At 56.8% G+C, this 18,735-nt stretch carries 13 protein-coding genes; 5 read left to right on the top strand and 8 right to left on the bottom strand.

Annotation, left to right across the window (positions count from 1 at the left end):
• Window positions 1-47 precede the first annotated feature (47 nt).
• Window positions 48-3,683 carry a DNA polymerase III subunit alpha gene (dnaE, locus tag JT718_RS15800; protein ID WP_205503691.1) on the bottom strand — a complete coding sequence of 1,212 codons (3,636 nt, stop codon included), beginning with the start codon at window positions 3,681-3,683 and terminating at the stop codon, window positions 48-50.
• A gap of 275 nt (window positions 3,684-3,958) precedes the next feature.
• Between dnaE and JT718_RS15795 the strand changes: the two genes are divergently transcribed.
• Window positions 3,959-4,267: a DUF3817 domain-containing protein gene (locus tag JT718_RS15795; RefSeq protein ID WP_205503690.1), complete on the top strand. Its 309-nt coding sequence runs from the start codon at window positions 3,959-3,961 to the stop codon at window positions 4,265-4,267.
• Between the two features lie 51 nt (window positions 4,268-4,318).
• Here JT718_RS15795 and JT718_RS15790 read toward each other — a convergent pair whose 3' ends face one another.
• Together JT718_RS15790 and JT718_RS15785 are read right to left on the bottom strand one after the other, a co-directional pair.
• Window positions 4,319-5,218 (bottom strand): cyanophycinase, encoded by a 900-nt coding sequence (locus JT718_RS15790; protein ID WP_205503689.1) that lies wholly within the window; start codon window positions 5,216-5,218, stop codon window positions 4,319-4,321.
• Between the two features lie 323 nt (window positions 5,219-5,541).
• Window positions 5,542-6,627 carry an AI-2E family transporter gene (locus JT718_RS15785; RefSeq protein ID WP_205503688.1) on the bottom strand — a complete coding sequence of 362 codons (1,086 nt, stop codon included), beginning with the start codon at window positions 6,625-6,627 and terminating at the stop codon, window positions 5,542-5,544.
• Window positions 6,628-6,816: 189 nt separating this feature from the next.
• Here JT718_RS15785 and JT718_RS15780 point away from each other — a divergent pair, with 189 nt between their 5' ends.
• Window positions 6,817-8,160: an MFS transporter gene (locus JT718_RS15780; protein WP_205503687.1), complete on the top strand. Its 1,344-nt coding sequence runs from the start codon at window positions 6,817-6,819 to the stop codon at window positions 8,158-8,160.
• Between the two features lie 683 nt (window positions 8,161-8,843).
• Here the strand turns inward: JT718_RS15780 and JT718_RS15775 are convergent.
• The 4 genes from JT718_RS15775 to JT718_RS15760 form a co-directional block, all read right to left on the bottom strand.
• Window positions 8,844-11,051 (bottom strand): LysM peptidoglycan-binding domain-containing protein, encoded by a 2,208-nt coding sequence (locus JT718_RS15775; protein WP_205503686.1) that lies wholly within the window; start codon window positions 11,049-11,051, stop codon window positions 8,844-8,846.
• Between the two features lie 205 nt (window positions 11,052-11,256).
• Window positions 11,257-11,901 (bottom strand): O-methyltransferase, encoded by a 645-nt coding sequence (locus JT718_RS15770; RefSeq protein ID WP_205503685.1) that lies wholly within the window; start codon window positions 11,899-11,901, stop codon window positions 11,257-11,259.
• Window positions 11,902-12,039: 138 nt separating this feature from the next.
• Window positions 12,040-12,633 (bottom strand): redoxin domain-containing protein, encoded by a 594-nt coding sequence (locus JT718_RS15765; RefSeq protein WP_205503684.1) that lies wholly within the window; start codon window positions 12,631-12,633, stop codon window positions 12,040-12,042.
• Between the two features lie 16 nt (window positions 12,634-12,649).
• Entirely contained in the window at window positions 12,650-13,333 is a 684-nt protein-coding gene (locus tag JT718_RS15760) for a 4'-phosphopantetheinyl transferase family protein (RefSeq protein ID WP_205503683.1), read from the bottom strand.
• 83 nt (window positions 13,334-13,416) lie between these two features.
• Here JT718_RS15760 and JT718_RS15755 point away from each other — a divergent pair, with 83 nt between their 5' ends.
• The 3 genes from JT718_RS15755 to folB are packed head-to-tail and all read left to right on the top strand — an operon-like array spanning window position 13,417 to window position 15,728.
• A complete protein-coding gene (locus JT718_RS15755; protein WP_205503682.1) occupies window positions 13,417-14,346 on the top strand; it encodes a WD40 repeat domain-containing protein in 930 nt (309 codons plus the stop codon).
• A complete protein-coding gene (locus tag JT718_RS15750) occupies window positions 14,343-15,359 on the top strand; it encodes a DivIVA domain-containing protein (RefSeq protein ID WP_205503681.1) in 1,017 nt (338 codons plus the stop codon). Before JT718_RS15755 ends, JT718_RS15750 begins: the two co-directional genes overlap by 4 nt.
• A 9-nt stretch (window positions 15,360-15,368) precedes the next feature.
• Complete coding sequence (gene folB, locus JT718_RS15745; RefSeq protein WP_205503680.1) at window positions 15,369-15,728, top strand: dihydroneopterin aldolase; 360 nt, start codon at window positions 15,369-15,371, stop codon at window positions 15,726-15,728.
• 508 nt (window positions 15,729-16,236) lie between these two features.
• Here folB and JT718_RS15740 read toward each other — a convergent pair.
• Entirely contained in the window at window positions 16,237-18,732 is a 2,496-nt protein-coding gene (locus tag JT718_RS15740) for a penicillin-binding protein 1A (RefSeq protein WP_205503679.1), read from the bottom strand.
• Between the last annotated feature and the right edge of the window lie 3 nt (window positions 18,733-18,735).

Raw genomic sequence — 18,735 nt, 5'->3', positions numbered from 1 at the left:
AATACTCAAATTGATGGGCTTACTGCTTTTTTCTTTCCTTTAGCTTTCTATATCAACTGGCACGTTGCCACTTCCAAATCCTTCACGTTTTCCAGAAACGCCTTCGGGTCAATGCGGTACTTGCGGCTGAACAACTCCACCGCTAAACGTTCCCCGGGCTCGGTGAGCACCAGTTCCAGCTTCTTCTGACCCGGGCTGTTGATGGCGGCTTCTTCCAGACGATCAATGAGCATGGCGTTGATGTTGCGGATGTCAATGTCCATGCGCACGCCTTTGGCCATTTTGTCGGCCACATCACTTAAGAGCTGCATGGAGATGGGCTTCAGTTCCCACTGGTCCTCAGACTTGTAGCGTAAGGTCACTTTGGCCCGGATGAACAGGTACATGCCCTCTTTGATGTACGGCGAGAACTTCACGAAATCCTCGCCAAACAGCGCCATGCCCAGAGAAGACTCGTAATCTTCCAGCGAGAAGAGCATAAACGGATTGCCGTTTTTACCGGTACGCACCACAATGTTGCTCACAATACCAGCCACGTTCACATCTCGGTTCTTGAACTCAGCGATGCGGTCCAGGCTACAGGTACAGTAGGAATCGATCTCCAGCCTAAACTGATCCAACGGGTGCCCCGAGAGGTAGAACCCGATTACTTCTTTCTCGCGGCGCAGCATCTCGGTCAACGTCCAGGGCTGTACATCCGGCACTTTTGGTAACGGCATGTCTACGGCACCGCCACCGCCAAAGAGTGATTGCTGGGCGGCGTTTTTCTCGGCCTGGAACTGGTTACCGAAGCGTACGGCCTTTTCAATCAGGTTGATGCTTTCGCCTTCCGGGGTTTCCAGATACTGGGCGCGGTGGTAGCGTTCAAACGAGTCAAAAGCGCCGGCCTGGGCTAAGCTTTCAAAGGTTTTCTTGTTCACGGCGCGCAGGTTCACGCGTTTCGCGAAGTCAAAGATATCGGTGTACGGGCCGTTCTTCTCACGTTCCTCAATGATGGCTTCCACGGCGGCTTCACCGGTTCCTTTCACAGCCCCCATCCCGAAACGGATTTGCCCCTGCTGGTTCACGTTAAACTGGTGGATGGATTCGTTCACGTCTGGTCCCAATACCTGAATCTGCTGCTTGCGTGCCTCCTCAATAAAGAACGTCACCTTCTTGATGTCGTTCATGTTGTGGGTAAGCACGGCCGCCATGTACTCAGCGGGGTAATGCGCCTTGAGGTAACCGGTCTGGTACGCGACTACGGAGTAAGCGGCGGAGTGCGAGCGGTTAAAGCCGTATTGCGCGAACTTCTCCATCACGTCAAACACCTCAGAGGCGTGCTTGGCCGGGATGTTATGAATCTCCTTGGCGCCGGCCACGAATTTCTCGCGCTCCAGGGCCATTTTCTTCATGTCTTTCTTACCCATGGCCCGGCGCAACAAGTCGGCACCACCCAGGGAGTAGCCTGCCAGAATCTGAGCCGTCTGCATAATCTGCTCCTGGTACACCATGATTCCGTAGGTATTCTTCAGAATCGGCTCCAGCAGGTCATGTGGGTATTCCACTTCTTCCTTGCCTTGCTTCCGGTTAATGAAGTTCGGGATGAACTGCATCGGGCCCGGACGGTACAAGGCGTTCATGGCAATCAAGTCTTCAATATTGGTCGGCTTCAGGTCTTTGAGGTACATGCGCATCCCTTCAGACTCAAACTGGAACGTACCAATGGTATCGCCGCGCTGGTAGAGGGCGTAGGTTTTCTCGTCGTCCAGCGGAATGTTGTCAATGTCGATCTCCACGCCGTGGTTCCGCTTGATAAGCGCCATAGCATCCTTCAAAATGGACAGGGTTTTCAGACCCAAAAAGTCCATCTTCAGCATGCCCGCGCTTTCAATCACCTTTCCGTCAAACTGCGTCACCAGGAGGTCAGAGTCCTTGGAGGTAGAAACCGGAATGTAGTTGGTGATGTCATCCGGCGCGATGATAACCCCTGCCGCGTGAATACCGGTGTTCCGAACGGAGCCTTCCAGTTTCTCAGCGAGCCGAAGGGTTTCGCCTTTCAGGTCGCTTTGCTCCCGGATGGAGGCGAGTTCCGGGGCTTCTATGAAGGCTTTGGCCAGGGTAGTGCCCGGCGCTTCCGGTACCATTTTAGCCAGTTCGTTGGCCTCGGCCAAGGGTAAGTCCAGGGCACGCGCTACGTCTTTAATAGACGATTTGGCGGCCATGGTACCGAAGGTGATGATCTGGGCCACCTGCGTTTTGCCGTACTTGTCTACCACGTAGTCAATCACGCGCTGACGGTTCACGTCATCAAAGTCAATATCAATATCGGGCATGGATACCCGCTCAGGATTCAGGAAACGCTCAAACAGCAGCGAGTACTTGATGGGGTCAATGTTGGTAATCCCCACGCAGTACGCCACGGCAGAACCCGCCGCCGAACCCCGGCCCGGGCCCACGGCCACGCCCATATCGCGGCCTTTGTTGATGAAGTCCTGCACAATGAGGAAGTACCCCGCAAAACCCATGGTTTCAATGATGCCCAGCTCGTAGTTCAGGCGCTCCTCAATTTCAGGGGTGATTTCGCCGTAGCGTTTCTTGGCTCCTTCAAAGGTTAAGTGGCGCAGGAACAAGTCGGCGGTGGGGTGCTCCGGAGGAAGCGGGAAGTTAGGCAACAGGATATCGCGCTGCAGCTTGGGCGGCGTGATCTTGTCTACAATCTCGTTGGTGTTGTCTACGGCAAACGGAACGTCCTTGAACAGCTCGTTCATCTCGGCCTGTGACTTAAAGTAGAACTGGTCGTTCGGGAATCCGAAACGGTCCGCGGGGCGCGGTTTCTGCAGCTCTTCCTCAATGCGGTAAAGCATGCGGCGCACGTTGTCGTCGTGGCTGTAAGACTTCCGGATGTTGTCCAGAGTATCATAGATCACCTCGCCCTGGCCGCTCATTAAACGGAAGTAGTTGGTTCTAAAGTCACCAACGGGCACGCTCTGCTGCTCACCGGTGTTCACGCAAAGGAGAATGTCATGCGCGCTCCAGTCGGTTTGGTCTACATAGTGCGAGTCGTTGGTGCAGATGACCTTCACGTTGTACTTGATGGCCCATTTAAGCAGCACCTGGTTTACGTCTTCCTGGCTTTTGCCGGTGCCGTCAATGTTCATGAGGCCGTGGCGCTGGATCTCAATGTAGAAATCCTCGCCAAATACGTTCAGCCACCATTTCAGGAGTTTCTCGGCTTCTTCCTCGCCTTTCCAGAGGATGGCCTGCGGCAATTCTGCCCCGATACAGCAGCTAGTGGCAATAAGGCCTTTGTGGTATTTCAGGAGCAGTTCCTTGTCAATGCGCGGCCACTTGCTGTAAAGCCCGTCAATGTAGGAGTAGGAACAGAGCTTGGCCAGGTTCTGGTAGCCTTCCTGGTCTTTGGCCAGCAACAGTTGGTGGTGCCGCACGTCTTTCTGCTCCTTGGAGAAGGATTTCTGGAAGCGGTCTTCCACCAGGTAAAACTCGCAGCCCACAATGGGTTTCACGTTGTACTTGTTGGCCTCGGCCACGAAGTTGAACGCCCCGAACATGTTGCCGTGGTCGGTCATGGCGACGGCTTTCATGCCATCGGCCTGCGCCTTTTTCATAAGCGCACTGATGCTGGCGGCCCCGTCTAGCAACGAGTACTGGGTGTGGGTATGGAGGTGGGAAAAATCTGGCACGGCGGTAAATAGTCTAGAGTTCTGAGTCTTGAGTCCTGAGTTGAAAATGGACGCAAAACGGACTACGAAGATACAAAGAAAACACCGGATACAGGGGTAAAAGTTGCGCCCCAAAGAGGCGTTTGGGTCTTGTTTTCTGGAAATCAGGCGCAAAACAAAATGGGCGCAAGCAGGGGAGGAAAATAGCGTTTATACGATGTAAGAAGCTTCCTGCGTTAAGAGGGTGACTATTCTAAACGGCTGGCGTACCTTTGCGGCAGCTAACTTTCGTTTCCATGCATTTCCCCTTGAATACTTCGTTGGGCCGTTTCCGGCTGGTTGCCTTTGTGGAAGGTATCTCTTACCTGATTTTGCTGTTTATTGCCATGCCCCTGAAATATGTGGGCGGCATTGAGAAAGCGGTGCGGTGGCCAGGCATGGCGCACGGGGTGCTGTTTGTGCTGTTCGCGTTTTTGCTGCTGCAGGTCTGGATTGAGTACCGCTGGTCGTTTAAGAAAGCGGCGGCGGCCTTCTTCTGGTCGCTGGTGCCTTTCGGTACGTTTTACTTCGACAAAAAAATCGCCAACGATACTCCAGCCCGGTAGGCTTGGTTTCAGGGCCGTTTCTGAGAAAACGGCCCTGAAACCCACCCGCTGCTATTGTAGCTGAAACCGTTTGTAGGAGGGAACGTCGTATTCGTCCTTATCGCCCAGCAGGTGCACGCGCAGGCCTTTGGCGGTGAAGGGTTCGCCGTTGCCTATCTCGTAGATGTTGGTCTCGGTGAGGCCCATGCCGTCTATCACCGTCACCAGGCCGCTGCCCACCACTTCCACGTGGCCGCCCTGGGTCACCAGAATGGCCGTGTCTTCCTCCAGGCCCATGCCAATGCATTCTGGGTTGGTGCAGATGGCCTGCGTCATGCGCACAATGCGGCCCCGGGCCAGAAAGTGGGTGTCAATGGCCACGTTCTTCAGAAACTCAAGGCCGGTGGTCACGCGCACGTCGCCTTTGATGTAGCCGCCCTGCGACTCGCCCTCGTAAATCATGGGCGTAGACATGGCCGCGGCGCCGGCGCTGGTGCCGGCCACAATCACGTCAGTAAACGCGTAGGTTTCTTTCATGGCCACCAGCATGTCTGAGCCCCCGAAGATGGCTGTGAGCCGAAGCTGGTCGCCGCCGGTGAACATGATGCCCGCCGCCTTCTGGACCAACTCCACGTACTCGGGGTTGTTGGCGTCTTTTCGGGTACGCACGTCGGCTACCTGCACGTTGGAAATCCCCAGTTCCCCGAACACCTTGATGTAGTCCCGGGCCGATTCCTCGGGTACCTGCGAGGCCGTGGGAATGACCACCACCAGCGGGTTCTCGCCCTTCAACTCCGTCACAAACCGCTTCATGATCTGCTCGGCAACAAAGTTGATGTTGGTGGCATCCCTTTCCCGCGCCGCCAGGTTCCCGCCTTTGTCTTCTTTGCCCCCAATGATCAACAGCTTGCCCCTGGGTATCACCCTGGTGGCTTTTGAGTGAGGAATATGGGTTCTTTTTTCGGTGGCCATGGTGTTGGGCTTAGGGTTAAATGGGTGTGGGTGCTGTCACGGGGTTACGCCAGGGGCCGGTGGGCTCTTGTACATACGCGCAACCTTGACAATGGTGAGGCTGAAGGTAGGTTTAATTATTTGAAAATGAGCAAGAATGCTCTGGTAAATGTTTTGCGCCATCTGGCCGGTGAAAAGCAGGAGCCGGGCAGGAGTTGGCTTGGGCCCGAGGCGTTAAATCAGGCCTGTTTTCTGAAAATGTGCCCTAAAACAGAAAGAAGCCCGCACTGAAAACGGACACAAGAGAGTGGCTTGGGTTTTGGCACGCCAGGGGCGGCTGAGCGCTAGGCTTTACTGAACATCCGCTTGAGTTTTGTGACCCAGCCCGGTTCTTTCACCTCGTTGCCCAGCAGGTACCCGTAAGGCTGCAGCGCCGGAATGTGGTCGCAGAGAATCTTAACAACGGCAAACAGCGGCTCAAACAAGATCATGCCCGCCACGCCCCAAATGAGTTCACCCGACACCACCGCCACAATGGTGAAGATGGGGCTCAGGTTCAGTTTAGAGCCCATCACAATAGGCTCAATCAGGTTGTTGTCAATCACCTGGGCCGCCACCAGCACACCCAGGGTGGGCAGCAGCATGCCGGTAGAGCCGGCCGTAAGCGCAAACACCAGCGGGAACACGGCCCCCACAAAAGCGCCCACATACGGAATCAGGATGGGGATGGCCGCAATGGGGGCGAGCAGCAGGGCGTTCGGCAGGCCCACTATGGAAAACCCCAGGGCGTAGAAAGCCGCAATAAAGCAAATGGAGATCAGTCGGCCCGCCAGGTACTGCCCAGAGACCTTGGTGATGGCGGTGAGGATGGCGTTTACCTCGGCCTGGCGCTCCTGGGCAAACAACCTGAGGAAGAATTCGCGGTATTTCTCCCGTTTCCAGAGCAGGAAAAACAGGTACAGCAGCACCAGGACCGAGGAGGTGACCAGGCCCAGCCAGCCTTTCAGCAGTTGGGTGCCCACCTGGTTCGCCGACTGCGAGAATTTCTGGATCTGCTCCTGCACCAGCCTGATCTGCTCCTGCGGGGCCACCCCAAACTGCTGCCTGATCCACTCCTGCACCTGCGCCACCAATTGCATCAGCTTGGGCTGCATCTGGGGCCAGTCTTCAGAGATGGCCACCACCTGCGCAATGATGAGCAGCACCACCGCGGCCACCGCTAGCACAATGAGCAGAATACAGAGCAGCGTGGCCGGTATGCGGCCCAGACCCCAGCCCTCCAGTTTTCGGCTCACGGGCAACAGCAGCATGGCGAACAAGATGGCAAACCCCACCGGAATCAGGAAGACACGGCCGTAATACAGCAGCACCACTGTCAGGATGGGGAGCAACAGCCAGGCGTTTACTCGGTGGAGGGAGACGTTCTTCATAGCGTTTGTTGGTATGATACGGTGCTGCCCGGGAATTGGGTTTTTCCGGCTTGTTTTTCTGTTTTGGGGCTCTTTCCTGGAAAATCAGCCCGAAAAGGGGGAGAGAATGGCAGGGCATTGGGGCGAGGGCTGAACAAAAGCACCCGTTTGGCCCGTACACCCTTTCGGCTCCCAAGAGCTGTAGAACCAATGGCAGATTCACTTACCCCCCATACTCCCTCGCGCCTGGGCGGCATGTTCAGGGCCCTGCGCTACCGCAATTACCGCCTGTTCTTTACCGGACAAAGTATTTCACTCATTGGCACCTGGATGCAGCAGATTGCCATGAGCTGGCTGGTGTACCGCCTCACCAACTCGGTCTTTCTGCTGGGCATGGTGAGCTTCGCCAACCAGATTCCCTCGTTCCTGCTGGGGCCCTTCGCGGGCGTGATCTCAGACCGCTTTAACCGCCACCGGGTGCTGCTGCTCACGCAGTTCCTGTTTCTGCTGGAAGCCAGTACGCTGGCCGCCCTGGTGCTCACCAATACCGTTACCATTTTCCACATCCTGGGTCTGGGCGTGCTGGCGGGCATTATCAACGCCTTTGACATGAGCGCCCGGCAGTCGTTTGTGGTGCAGTTGGTGGAAAAGCGCGAAGACATGAGCAACGCCATTGCGCTTAACTCCTCTATGTTCAACATGGCCCGGTTAGTGGGCCCTTCGGTGGCGGGGGGCATCATTGCGGCGGTGGGTGAGGGCGTGTGCTTCCTGCTGAACGCCATCAGTTACCTGGCGGTGCTGGCCTCCCTGCTCCTGATGCGTGTGCCGCAGGTGGAACGCAAGGTGCAGGACACCCAGATCCTGAAGTCCCTGGGCGAAGGTTTCCGGTACGCCTTCGGGTTTGCGCCCATCCGTGACATCTTGCTCCTGATTGCCACGCTCAGTTTGTTCGGGATGCCGTTTACGGTGCTCATGCCCGCTTTCGCCCGCGATGTCCTACACGGCGACGCCAGTACGCTGGGCCTGCTGATGGGGGCCTCGGGCGTGGGTGCTTTGCTGGGGGCGCTTTACCTGGCCGCCCGCAAAACCGTGCTTGGGCTGGCCCGGGTCATTGTGGTGGCCTCGGTGCTGTTTGGGGTAGGCTTGATGGCGTTCGCGCTGGCCAACACCCTGCTGCTGGCCATGGGGAGCATTTTTGTGGTGGGCTTGGGCATGATCCTGCGCATGGCCTCCAGCAACACGCTCATCCAGACCATTGTGGACGAAGACAAGCGCGGCCGTGTGATGAGCTTTTACTCCATGGCGTTCATGGGCATGGCTCCCATTGGCAGTCTGCTGGCCGGCTGGCTCGCCGAGCGGATTGGCCTCACGTACACCTTGCTGGGCTGCGGCTTCATTTGTCTTCTGAGCATTATTCCCTTTGTGTTGGCCCTACCGAAGACCCGTCAGTTGGTCAGGCCCATTTACCAGCGGCTGGGTATTCTGCCCGAGATTGCCACCGGGTTGCAGACGGCTTCTACTTTGTCTTCGCCGCCGGAGGGCGGGAAAATGTAAGCGTTTTGGGGGTGTTTTTTTGGAAAGGGCTTGTAAGCGGTGGTGTGGTGTTGTGGCTGGTGATTAGCTGTTGCTGGCGGAATGCCGTTGCTGTTAGGGGGTTATTGCTGGCGTAGTGGCAGTTTGTCTATGGATTTATGGGCTGGATTGTTTCATAGTTTACTTGGTGCGCTCACGGCCGCGGGGCCCCGTCTTTGCCCCTCGCACTGCCCTTGCGGCCCACACTTGCAGTCTGCTCTTAGTAGAAGCTAACCAGGGGCCACAAGCGAGGCGCTCGAGCCAAAGACTGGAATCGAGATCTTCCAACTGTGGACTTGCATAGTAGCGATGTTGTTTCAGAACGCTAGACCTCACAGGTTTTCAAAACCAGTGGGGTCTCTTCCTTCGATCCGTAAAATCCCCTTTCTATGGCGCGGATTTACTTCCGTGCCTAACTTGCTCCTTCCAGAAAGTAGAAAGGCTCGGAAGTAAATCCGCGCCATAATGACTTCTGATTTTCAATCAGGTTTTTATCTTAATTCAAACACCATCCATGGTTCAAGTCTGTGACTTGGACCTATCTTGAGGGCAGTTTGTAACTGCCGAAAGCCTCAGTTCTACAAACCAATTTTCTTGCGATAGCCCTAAAACAGAGACAGCCCGCGCACTGGCGCGGGCTGTCTCTGTTTGGGAAGGACGTTGCCTTATTTCTTGGATTTGATCACCAGGTTCTCCCCGATGGACACGTTGTGGTCGGGTTTGTTGTTCCATTCCATAATCTCCTGGATGGTAACGCCGTACTTGCGGGAGATGCCGTACATAGACTCGCCCGGGGCTACTTTGTGGGTAACAGAAGCGGCTTCCTGGATTGGGGTGGCAGACACAGCTTCTTCGGTCTGTGCGGGAGCAGCAGCCGGGGCGGCTACTACCAGCTTCTGCCCGATGGAGATAGCACCGGCTTCCAGGTTGTTCCAGGCCTGCAGGTTTTGTACGCTCACGCCGTATTTTCGGGAAATGGCGTACAGAGTTTCGCCGGGGGCAACGGTGTGTTCAGCGGCGGAGGCTGGGGCAGAGACGGCTGGAGTGGTTTTTACCGGGGCTGCCGTAGCAGCAGCAGGGGCCGGTTGTGTGGGGGCAGCTTGCGTGGAAGCCTTGGCGCCTGGTGCTGCGGTCAAAGCGAGTTCCTGACCCACCGAGATAGGCGTGCTGCCGTCCAGGCTATTCCAGGCGAGCAGGTCGGCAACCGGTACCTGGTACTTGCGGGAGATGGCAAACAATGTCTCGCCTTTCTCTACCACGTGCTTGCCTGAGGCCGGGATGGCGGCCATTTGCGGCTGGGTTACCGGGGTAACCGGCGCATCGGGGGCTTTGCGCTCAATGGGGGCCGCAGGTCTGGCTGCGGTGGTGGTGTTTTTCACAGGATACTGGGCGGCGGCTGGCGCGGCTACTTCCTCTTCGGGGCGAGTCTTGCGCACGTACGGGGCTGCGGTGGTGTCTTCCACCTCTACACTAATGGCGCCTGGTTTAGGAGTTGCGGCGGCCTTGGGAGCAGCAGGAGTTGGTTGGGCAGCCGGTTCTGTTGTCTGAGCCAGCGCGGGAGCCGTTTCCTCTTCCAGCGGCCGTATCTCTACTGGAATGTTGGTAGGGCGGGTTTCCTGTAACCACACCACGCGGCCCGGAGCCAAGGCTTCGGTTTTGCTCATGCGGTTCTTGGCAAGGAGCTTGCTTACTTTCACGCCGTATTGCTGGGAAACATCATGCATGGTTTCGCCGCGCTGGGCCACGTGGTACTCGGCGTTCTTGGCTTTGCTACGTTTGGCCTCAAAGTAGTAGGTTTTGCCCGGCACAATCTCGTCAAAGCTTTGCATTTCGTTCACGCGCAGGAATTTGCTGGTAGAGATGTCGCCCTTCAGGGCCAGCATGTCTTTGGTGTCGCCCGACTGGGCCACTACTGATCTGGGCTCATATGTACCATTCAGCTTGGCTTTAATCTTGGAGAAGAAGCCTTTAATTCTGTCTACGCTGTCCTGCGGCTTGCCGGCAGTGGTTCTAACAGTAGCGCCACTGCCCACTGTACTGGCTTGCGCCAATACTGGGCGGGGAGCTCCCGAAACGTACGGAATCATGACGGTGTACTCCTTGTCTGAGGGCACGTTAGAGGCCATCAGCCACTTGTTGTAGCGCTGTACTTCGGCCGCATCGGCCTGGGCTTGCATGGCAATCTCGGTGAGGGTCTGGCCCGGCGCTGCCTTTACGGGCTGCAGGGTGATGGTAGGGTTGGGATTTTTCCCAATGGCGTTCTCATAGGCCACTTTGTGGGCCAGGAACGTGAGCAGGTACTTGTTGGTCTGGCTGGTGACCTCCATCTTCTTGGCCCCAATGTCTGCCGTTTTGGTCAGGGCTTTGGTGCCAGTGAGGCCCTGGTAGTAAGACAGCAGGGTGTTGAACCAGTTGTCATAATACGCGTTGCTGCGCAGCATGTATTTGGCCGCGCCCCGGCTAGACTCAATGATGTGCTTGCGCTCATCTACCTGGCTGTTCACCTTTATACCCAGCTCCGTGGCCGAACCTTCCTTGAACTGCCAGAACCCAACGGCGTTGGAGGTGGAAACCGCATCAGACACCAGGCCGCTTTCCTGCAGTACCAGGTATTTGAAATCAGTAGGAACTTTGTGCTCCTTAAACGCCTGCTCCACAAACGGGAAATAGGCATCGGCCAGGTCTACCTTCTTCTGGAAGTAACCCGGATGCTTCGTGAGCGCATCCACAATCTTCTGAATGTCAGCGCGGGCATCCTCCTGCACCTTCAGGTGGATATCGGCGAAGTAAATGTTGTTGGGGACTACGGGACTCTGGGCTTGCGCCACCAAGCATAACAGGCTGAGTAGCAGGAGCGATAAAGATTTTTTCATCTACTTATCGGAGGGTTGGGTAAAAAATAGTAGAAAGCCTATGTTCTTGTAAAACTGGAGTTGTGCAGGGCTAAATCCTTATTTGGTAACCAGTTGTACCGCCAGGCTCTACCACAAAGTAGATGATTTTGGGAGGGGAATGGAAGAAAGCGGGCGGTAAAATTTTTCCACCCGCTTATCCACGGGCTTTTCCACAGAATGTGGATTACTTTTTCCGGGCTACCAGGATGCCGTCCCTGATGGGCAGCAACAGGTTCTCTACCCGTGGGTCTTCGTGCACTTTGCGGTTGAAATCCAAGACCAGTTCGGTGTCTTTGTCCAGCTTCGGCCGGAATTTCTCCACCACTTTCCCGCTCCACAGCACATTATCGGTGAGAATGAAGCCGCCGGGCCGCACTTTGTCAATGATCAGGTCAAAGTACAGGCCATTGCTTTTCTTGTCGGCGTCAATGAACACCAGGTCCCATTGTTCGTCCAGGGTAGGGATCACGTCGGCGGCCTGGCCGATGTGCAACTGAATTTTCTGTTCCAGCCCGGCTCCTGAGATGTAGCGGCGCACCATGTCTTCCAACTCATCGTTCACGTCAATGGTGTGCAGCATGCCGTCTTCGGCCAGTCCCTCGGCAAGGCAAAGTGCTGAGTAGCCCGTATAGGTCCCGATTTCCAGAATCCGGCGGGGCCGCATCATCTGCGAGAACATGGCCAGGGTGCGTCCCTGCAAATGCCCCGAGAGCATGCGTGGTTTCATCACGTTCAGGTGCGTCTCGCGGTTAAGACGGTGCAGGAGCGGAGTTTCGGGGGTGGTATGCGCCTCGGCGTAGGCGTGTAAGTCTGGGTCCAGGAAATCCATCTTTTTAATTAGGAATTGAGAATTAGGAATTAAGAATGGCAAAGGTACGCAGGGGAAGTTTTGGAGCGAACTATAAACAGAAAGCCTGTCTCTTGCGGGACAGGCTTTCTGTTTTGGGGCTATTTTCAGGGAAATGGCTTAGAAACGCTTGATCAGGCAACCGGTGGCGCGGCGTTCTGCGGTGGCCACAGACCGGCCGGCCAACAAGGCATCCAGGGCACTGGCCAGGTAGCGCTCTTTCACGTAACTCTCCGCTTGCGGATTATCGTCAATAGCGCCTTTGTAGCGCAGGTAAAATCCGTCACTGGCGTTCTGCAGCACAAAAACCTCGGGGGCTTTGGTGGCGCCAAACTGCTTGCTCAGTTGCTGACTTTCGTCGGTGAGGTACGGAGCGGTTTGGGAACTGGGCCGGTCTGGTTGGGCTTTGGGCGCTTCGCCGCCTTCTTCCAGCCCTATGGTGGTGCTCACGTAGGCAAACCGCACGCCTTTGCCAGCATAGGTTTGGGCCAGGCTCTGCAGACGGCCTTCGTACAGCCTGGAATAGGGGCAGGTTACGCTGGTGAATACCACTACCAGCACTTTGGCATCGTTGAAGCTAGACAATTCCACCGCCTGGTTTTGGGCGTTCTTCAGGGTGAAGTTCTCCACCTTGGCACCAATGCGGTAACCCGTCTGGGCGTAGGAGGCGCTGCAAAGGGCTAGAGCCAGTAAAAAAGTAAAATATTTTTTCATAGGTATCAGGTTCAAATCAAATAGCGTGCCCAAGTGCTTGAGGTTCGTTCTCGCGGCCAGTCAAAGGGGCTACTACGTACGTGAGCACAAACTCGGGATGCACTTCATAGTGAACGGTGTACTGTCGCCGGAAAGTATCGGTGATGACGTACCCGGCGAATTCTCCGGCGGGCTGTCGCGTGAAATCCTCCAGTTGCAGGTTCTCAATGAAGAAAAGCTGTCGGTGCTGGTACACCTTGTACAACGTTTCCTTGGCGCTCCAGTACAGGTGCATTTTCTCGGGATCAGCTGCAGCGGCGTTCAGCTCCTGCTCGCTCAGGAACCGAAAGGCCAGCCTCGGGATTCTGTCTCCTTTCATTTCCAGATCCAAACCCACCTGGTGCGAATGGGAGACCAAGGCTCCCACCCAAGACCCTGAGTGCGTTAAACTTACTTGCCAGCCTTCTACAGAGCACACCGGTACGCCGGTTTCCAGTTTGTGCAAAAGCAACGGAGGGGCCGATAGTTTCTCCAGCAGGGTATAGGCCAGTACGCGGGCGGCCAGCCACTCGCGGGTGCGCGACTCGGCTTTGAATACAGGGATTTCATGGTTGGGCCTGAGGGAAAGCAGTTGGGTTCTGAGTTGCTCCACCGTTTCTTCCACTCGCCAAAGCCCTAATAATGAGGAAGAAGACAGGGTGTTGAGTTGGAGGAGTGGCATACGCGAGGAAGGAGGAAACGGGTTTTCGGGGTGTTTTTGGTAAATTTAGGCAAAAATCGCGTCCCACCACTTTTCCGCACGCCATGGCCAGTCCGTTTCAGGTTCAGAAAATCACCACCCTCACTGGTCACCGCGACTGCGTCTACACCCTGGAACGGGCGCCCGAGACCCACAAATTCTTTTCGGCCGGGGCCGATGGCATGGTGGCGCTGTGGGACCTGACCCAACCTGAGCACGGCGAGCTGGTGGCCAAGGTAAGTTCCAGCGTGTACGCGCTCAAGTACGTGGAGGAACGCAACTGGCTGCTCATTGGCCACAACCACAACAGCCTGGAAGTGCTGGACCTCTCGGCGAAAGCCATCTTGAAAACCATTCCGCTGCCGTCTGCCGCCATTTTTGACATCCAGTACTGCTGGGAAACCCAACAGGCGTACCTGGCCCTGGGCGATGGCACCCTGCAGATCATTGATCTGGAAAAGCTGGAAGTGCAGCAGGCGGTGCGGCTTTCTGAAAAGAGTGTGCGGTGCCTGGCCCTGCACCCCACTAAACCTGAACTGGCGGTGGGCTTGAGCGACAACCGCATACTGGTTCTGGAAACTTCTGCGTTACGGGGGAAGCACGTGCTGGAAAACCACACGGGCTCTGTGTTCACCTTGGCCTACACGCCCGACGGGAATTACCTGCTCAGCGGTAGCCGCGATGCCCATTTGAGGGTCTGGGACGCAGAAAACGAGTACCGGGAACACGCCAGCATCATCGCTCATTTGTTCACCCTCAACCACATCACCTTTAGCCCCAACGGACGGCTGTTTGCCACCTGCAGCATGGACAAAAGCGTGAAGGTGTGGGATGCCCAGACCTTCAAATTATTGAAAGTCATAGACAAGGCGCGGCACGCCGGGCACGGCACCTCGGTGAACAAATTGTTTTGGTCGGCTCATTGGAATCAGTTAGTTTCGTGTAGTGATGACCGCAGCATTGCGGTTTGGGCGTTAACCTTGAAGGAAATATGAAGATTACACCGTTAGAAATCAGACAGAAAACGTTTGAGAAAGCGTTTAGGGGCTTGGACAAAGATGAGGTACAGGCGTTCCTGCTCAACCTTTCCCAGCAGTGGGAGAAGTTGCAGGACGAGAACAAAGACCTGCGCGTGAAGTTGGAAGTGGCGAACCGCGAAGTCCAGAAACTGCGCGAGGTGGAATCATCACTGTACAAAACCCTCAAGACCGCCGAAGACACCAGCAACAGCATGGTGGAGCAGGCTTCCAAAGCTGCCGACCTGCAGATCAGGGAAGCCCAATTGAAAGCCGACCAACTGCTGGAGTCTGCCCGCCAGAAAGCCCGCGGTGTGCTGGAAAACGCCTACCAGCAAGCCGAGAAAACCGTCACTGAAATGCAGGCCGAGGTGAAAACCCTGGAGCAGGATTACCTGCGCCTGGAAGACTACCTGGAGAACATGGTACGCGACCTGCAGAACCTGGCTTCAGACGCCCTGGAGAAGGTGGAGAAGACCAAATCTAAACCAAAAGCCTCTATTGGCAGTATCTTACAAAGGGCCGCCCAGGTAAAAGTACAGCGGCCCGATGACGAAAAAGATACCGCTATGCATGCATTTACCGCAACGCCCATACCCCCGGCCGCCCCACAGACCAACGTACCGGCTCAGGCTTTCACAGATCAGCCGCAAGCCTATGAAATTGGGGGCGGCGGCAGCCGTGAGTCTATCCCGGCCACGCCAGGCACTTTCCCAGAGCCGCACATCCCCAACCCGGCGCCCGATGTGCACCCGCGCACCCCGGAGATTGTGCCGCCGCACATTCCCACGCCGTCCATAGACCCGCCGCAGCGCGAGGAGCCCAAGCCAGACATTCCGCCCGTGCCCAGCCCAACGCCCATTGAGGAGCCCGAGCCAGAGCGCGAGCAGCCCGTGCCCACCAAGCCCGAGGTACAACCACCGTTGACCACCCAGGCCAAACCAGCCCCGGCGGTAGCGGTAAGCGGCGGCTCGTTCTTTGACGAAATCTAACCAGCGCGAATGGGACAGATTGCACTGGAAGGCATGGAGTTTTTCGCCTTCCACGGGTTTTATGACGAAGAGCAGAAAATAGGGAACAAATACGGCGTAGACCTCTACCTCCACACCGACCTGCAAGACGCCGCCGCCTCAGACAACCTGGACCAGACGGTGAATTACGAGGTGCTGTACAAACTGGTGCGGCATGAAATGAGCCAACCGGCCCGCTTGCTGGAGCACCTGGGCCACCGCATCATTGAAGGCGTCTTCCGGGAGTTTCCGTTTGTGCAGCAGGTACAGGTCAGCGTCTCCAAGTTCAACCCGCCCCTTGGCGGCATCTGCCACAAAGCCAAGGTCACGCTGGAGAAGCGCCATGCCTAACCGCGTTTTAGGGCAGATTTATAGAAATCAGTCCCAAAACAGAATAATACAAAATGCCTCACTGGTCTATTCACCGGTGAGGCGTTTTTGTATCTGGCAGTCTCTTGCAACGCTATTTCAAGTATAGGTGAAAACCAGGTGCAGGTGCAGACAGCAGGGACACGGTATCCTAAAACCAATTCCTCGCTCGCCTCTGGCGAGTGTGAGGTATGCTGCGGCCTCTGGCCGCATTGGGGATTTACACGATTCAGGCCTGTTTCTGGAGAAAAAGCCCGAAAACAGGTAAACTACCGCTTGAACAATTGCCAATCAACCAATCGCTGCATTCCTGCCCGGCGGCCAGAGGCCGCCCAATAACGCACACTCGCCAGAGGCGAGCGAGGGGAGTTGATGGATTTTTAAGCTGAATCTGTAAAATCTGGCGAAAAACACGCGGGCACTTTGACGGAAGTGCGCCTCCGGGGCACGCACCGGTAAAGCACCCGGTAAACCTGAGAGAGCCGAAGGGTTACTCCTCCCGGCCCCAGCGGCCCCGGCCTCTTCCGCGTTCTTTCTCTCGCTCCCTTTCTCGTTCCTGGGCTTTCTCCAGTTCCTTCTCCAGGTCTTTCTGCCAGTCTTTCTCCTTCTTGTCCTTGCGCTTGAACAGGTCCTTCAGCTTTTTGCCGCTCTTTTTAAAGAAGCGCTCAATGCCGCTCTCGTGGTGTTCTTCGTACTGCTCCACCGGAACAGGCGGTTGATAGGGCGGGCAGTTAAGGTAACCCTGCAGGTGGTAGGGCAGCGGAGCGAAGCGGCTGTAGGCGTAGCGGCGGTACTCCCGGTCTTTGCTCAGGCGCTGGAAAAAACTGCCCCAGATAGGCAACGCGGTGTTGGAGCCGCCGCCCTGCTCCAGGTTGCGGAACCGGATGCGCCGGTCTTCGCCGCCCACCCAGGCCCCGGCCACCAGGTCACGGGTAAAGCCAATGAACCAGCCATCGGCGTGCGCCTGGGTGGTGCCGGTTTTGCCCGCAATGTCCATGCTGAGGCGGTACTCGCTGCGCAGGCGGCGGCCGGTTCCCTCGTTGATCACGCTTTCCAGCATGGGGCGCAGCAGGGCCGTAGTCTGGCTGGAAAGCACGTGCCGGCCTTGTCCGTTGGGGTTGGTCTGGTCCAACAGCACGCGGCCTTCGCGGTCCACGATGCGCAGCAGGTAGCGTGGCCTTACTGCGTAGCCTCCGTTGGCCAGTGCCCCATAGGCCGCCACCATCTCCAGCAGACTGGCATCGGCGGTGCCCAAGGCTAGGGAAGGCGTGGAAGGCAGTTCGCCGGTAATGCCCAGGTTGTGGGCCGTACGAATTACGTCTGGAATTCCCGCCTGCAGCGCCACGTTCACCGACACCGTGTTCACCGAATGCGTGAGCGCCCCCAGCATGGAGTAGGCGCCGCCGTACTGGTCGTTGGCGTTGCGGGGCGACCAGTTCTCGTACTCGGGGAACACCCGGCGGTCGTTGGGGAAGTAGGAGCAGGGGGCAATGCCTTTCTCTAGGGCGGTGGCGTACACAATGGGCTTAAACGTGGAGCCTACCTGGCGGCGCGAGCGCACGTGGTCATACTGAAAGTAGTGGTGGTTGATGCCGCCAACCCAGGCCCGCACGTAGCCGCTGGTGGGTTCCATGGCCACAAACCCGGCGTTGAGGTAGCGCAGGTAGTGCCTGAGCGAGTCCATAGGGCTCATGGTGCGGGTCACCTCGCCCCGCCACCTGAACACCTGCATCTTGCGCGGGGTGTTGAACTGCTCGTCAATCTCCTTGTCTGACAGCCCGGCGGCCTTGTGCCGCTTGTAGCGGAGCGACCGTTCCTTGGCGGCTTTCAGGATATCGGGTTGGCCACTCCAGGGCGCGCGTTGTCCCCAGTGCTTGTCAAACTCCACCTGCAGGGTTTTCATGCGCTGGCGCAGGGCCTGCTCAGCGTGGCGCTGCAGCTTGCTGTCAATGGAGGTATAGATTTTGAGGCCGTCGGTGTACAGGTTGTAGGCATCTCCGTTGGGCTTTTTCTGCTCTTTCACCCAGCGGCCCAGCTCCTCGCGCAGTTGTTCCCTGAAATAGGCCGCCAACCCGGTGTGGTGCGAGTAGGGGTTGTACCGCAGTTTGAGCGGCAGCTTCTGCAGGGAGTCTTTCTGGGCCGGGGTCAGGTACCCGTATTTGGTCATCTGGGCCAGTACCACGTTGCGGCGCTGTTTGGAGCGCTCGGGGTTCAGTTTGGGGTGGTAGTAGGTGGTGCCTTTCAGCAGGCCGATGAGCACGGCGGCTTCCTCGGTTTTAAGCGAGTCGGCCGAGGTGCTGAAAAAGCGGCGGGCCGCCGATTCTATGCCGTACACGTTGCCGCCCATGGGCACGGTGTTCAGGTACAGCTCCAACAGCTCTTCTTTGGTGTAAATGGCCTCAAAACGCCGGGCCAGGATAATCTCGCGCATCTTGTTCACGGGCATGGAAAGAAACCCCAGGTCTTTGCGCGGAAACAGGTTTTTGGCCAACTGCTGGCTGAGCGTGCTGCCCCCGCCCGAGCTTTCTTCCTGCAACAGCAAGCTCTTAATGAACACGCGGGCCACGCTCCTGTAGTCTACGCCGCCGTGCTCGTAGAAGCGGGCATCTTCGGTGGCCACCAGGGCGTGAATGGCAGGTTCGGCAATCTTGTCATAGGCCACGTTGGTGCGGTCCTGGATAAAGTAGCGGCCAATGAGCACGCTGTCGGCCGAGTAAACCTCTGAGGGCATGTTGTTCTGCACGGCCTTAAGCTGCCGTTTGGTGGGCAGCCAGCCAAACAACCCAAAGTACACCGACAGGTAAAACACAAACAGCACCAGCACCACCGCCGAAAGGGCCTTGCCCAGGACCCGCAGCCAGCCCCGTTGGTCTAAGGACTGCCAGTAGCGCAGGGTGAGTTTTTGGCCGTGGCGGGCGAGCCAGCGCTTGCGGCGGGTATGGAGCCAGTGAGAGAAGTTTGCAAAAGATGAGTTAAAAAGGGGCATGCG

The organism is Rufibacter psychrotolerans (assembly GCF_016924645.1).
GTDB classification, from domain to species: Bacteria; Bacteroidota; Bacteroidia; order Cytophagales; family Hymenobacteraceae; genus Nibribacter; species Nibribacter psychrotolerans.
Note: the sequence above shows the minus strand (reverse complement) of the source record. Positions and strands in the feature narration are given on the sequence as shown.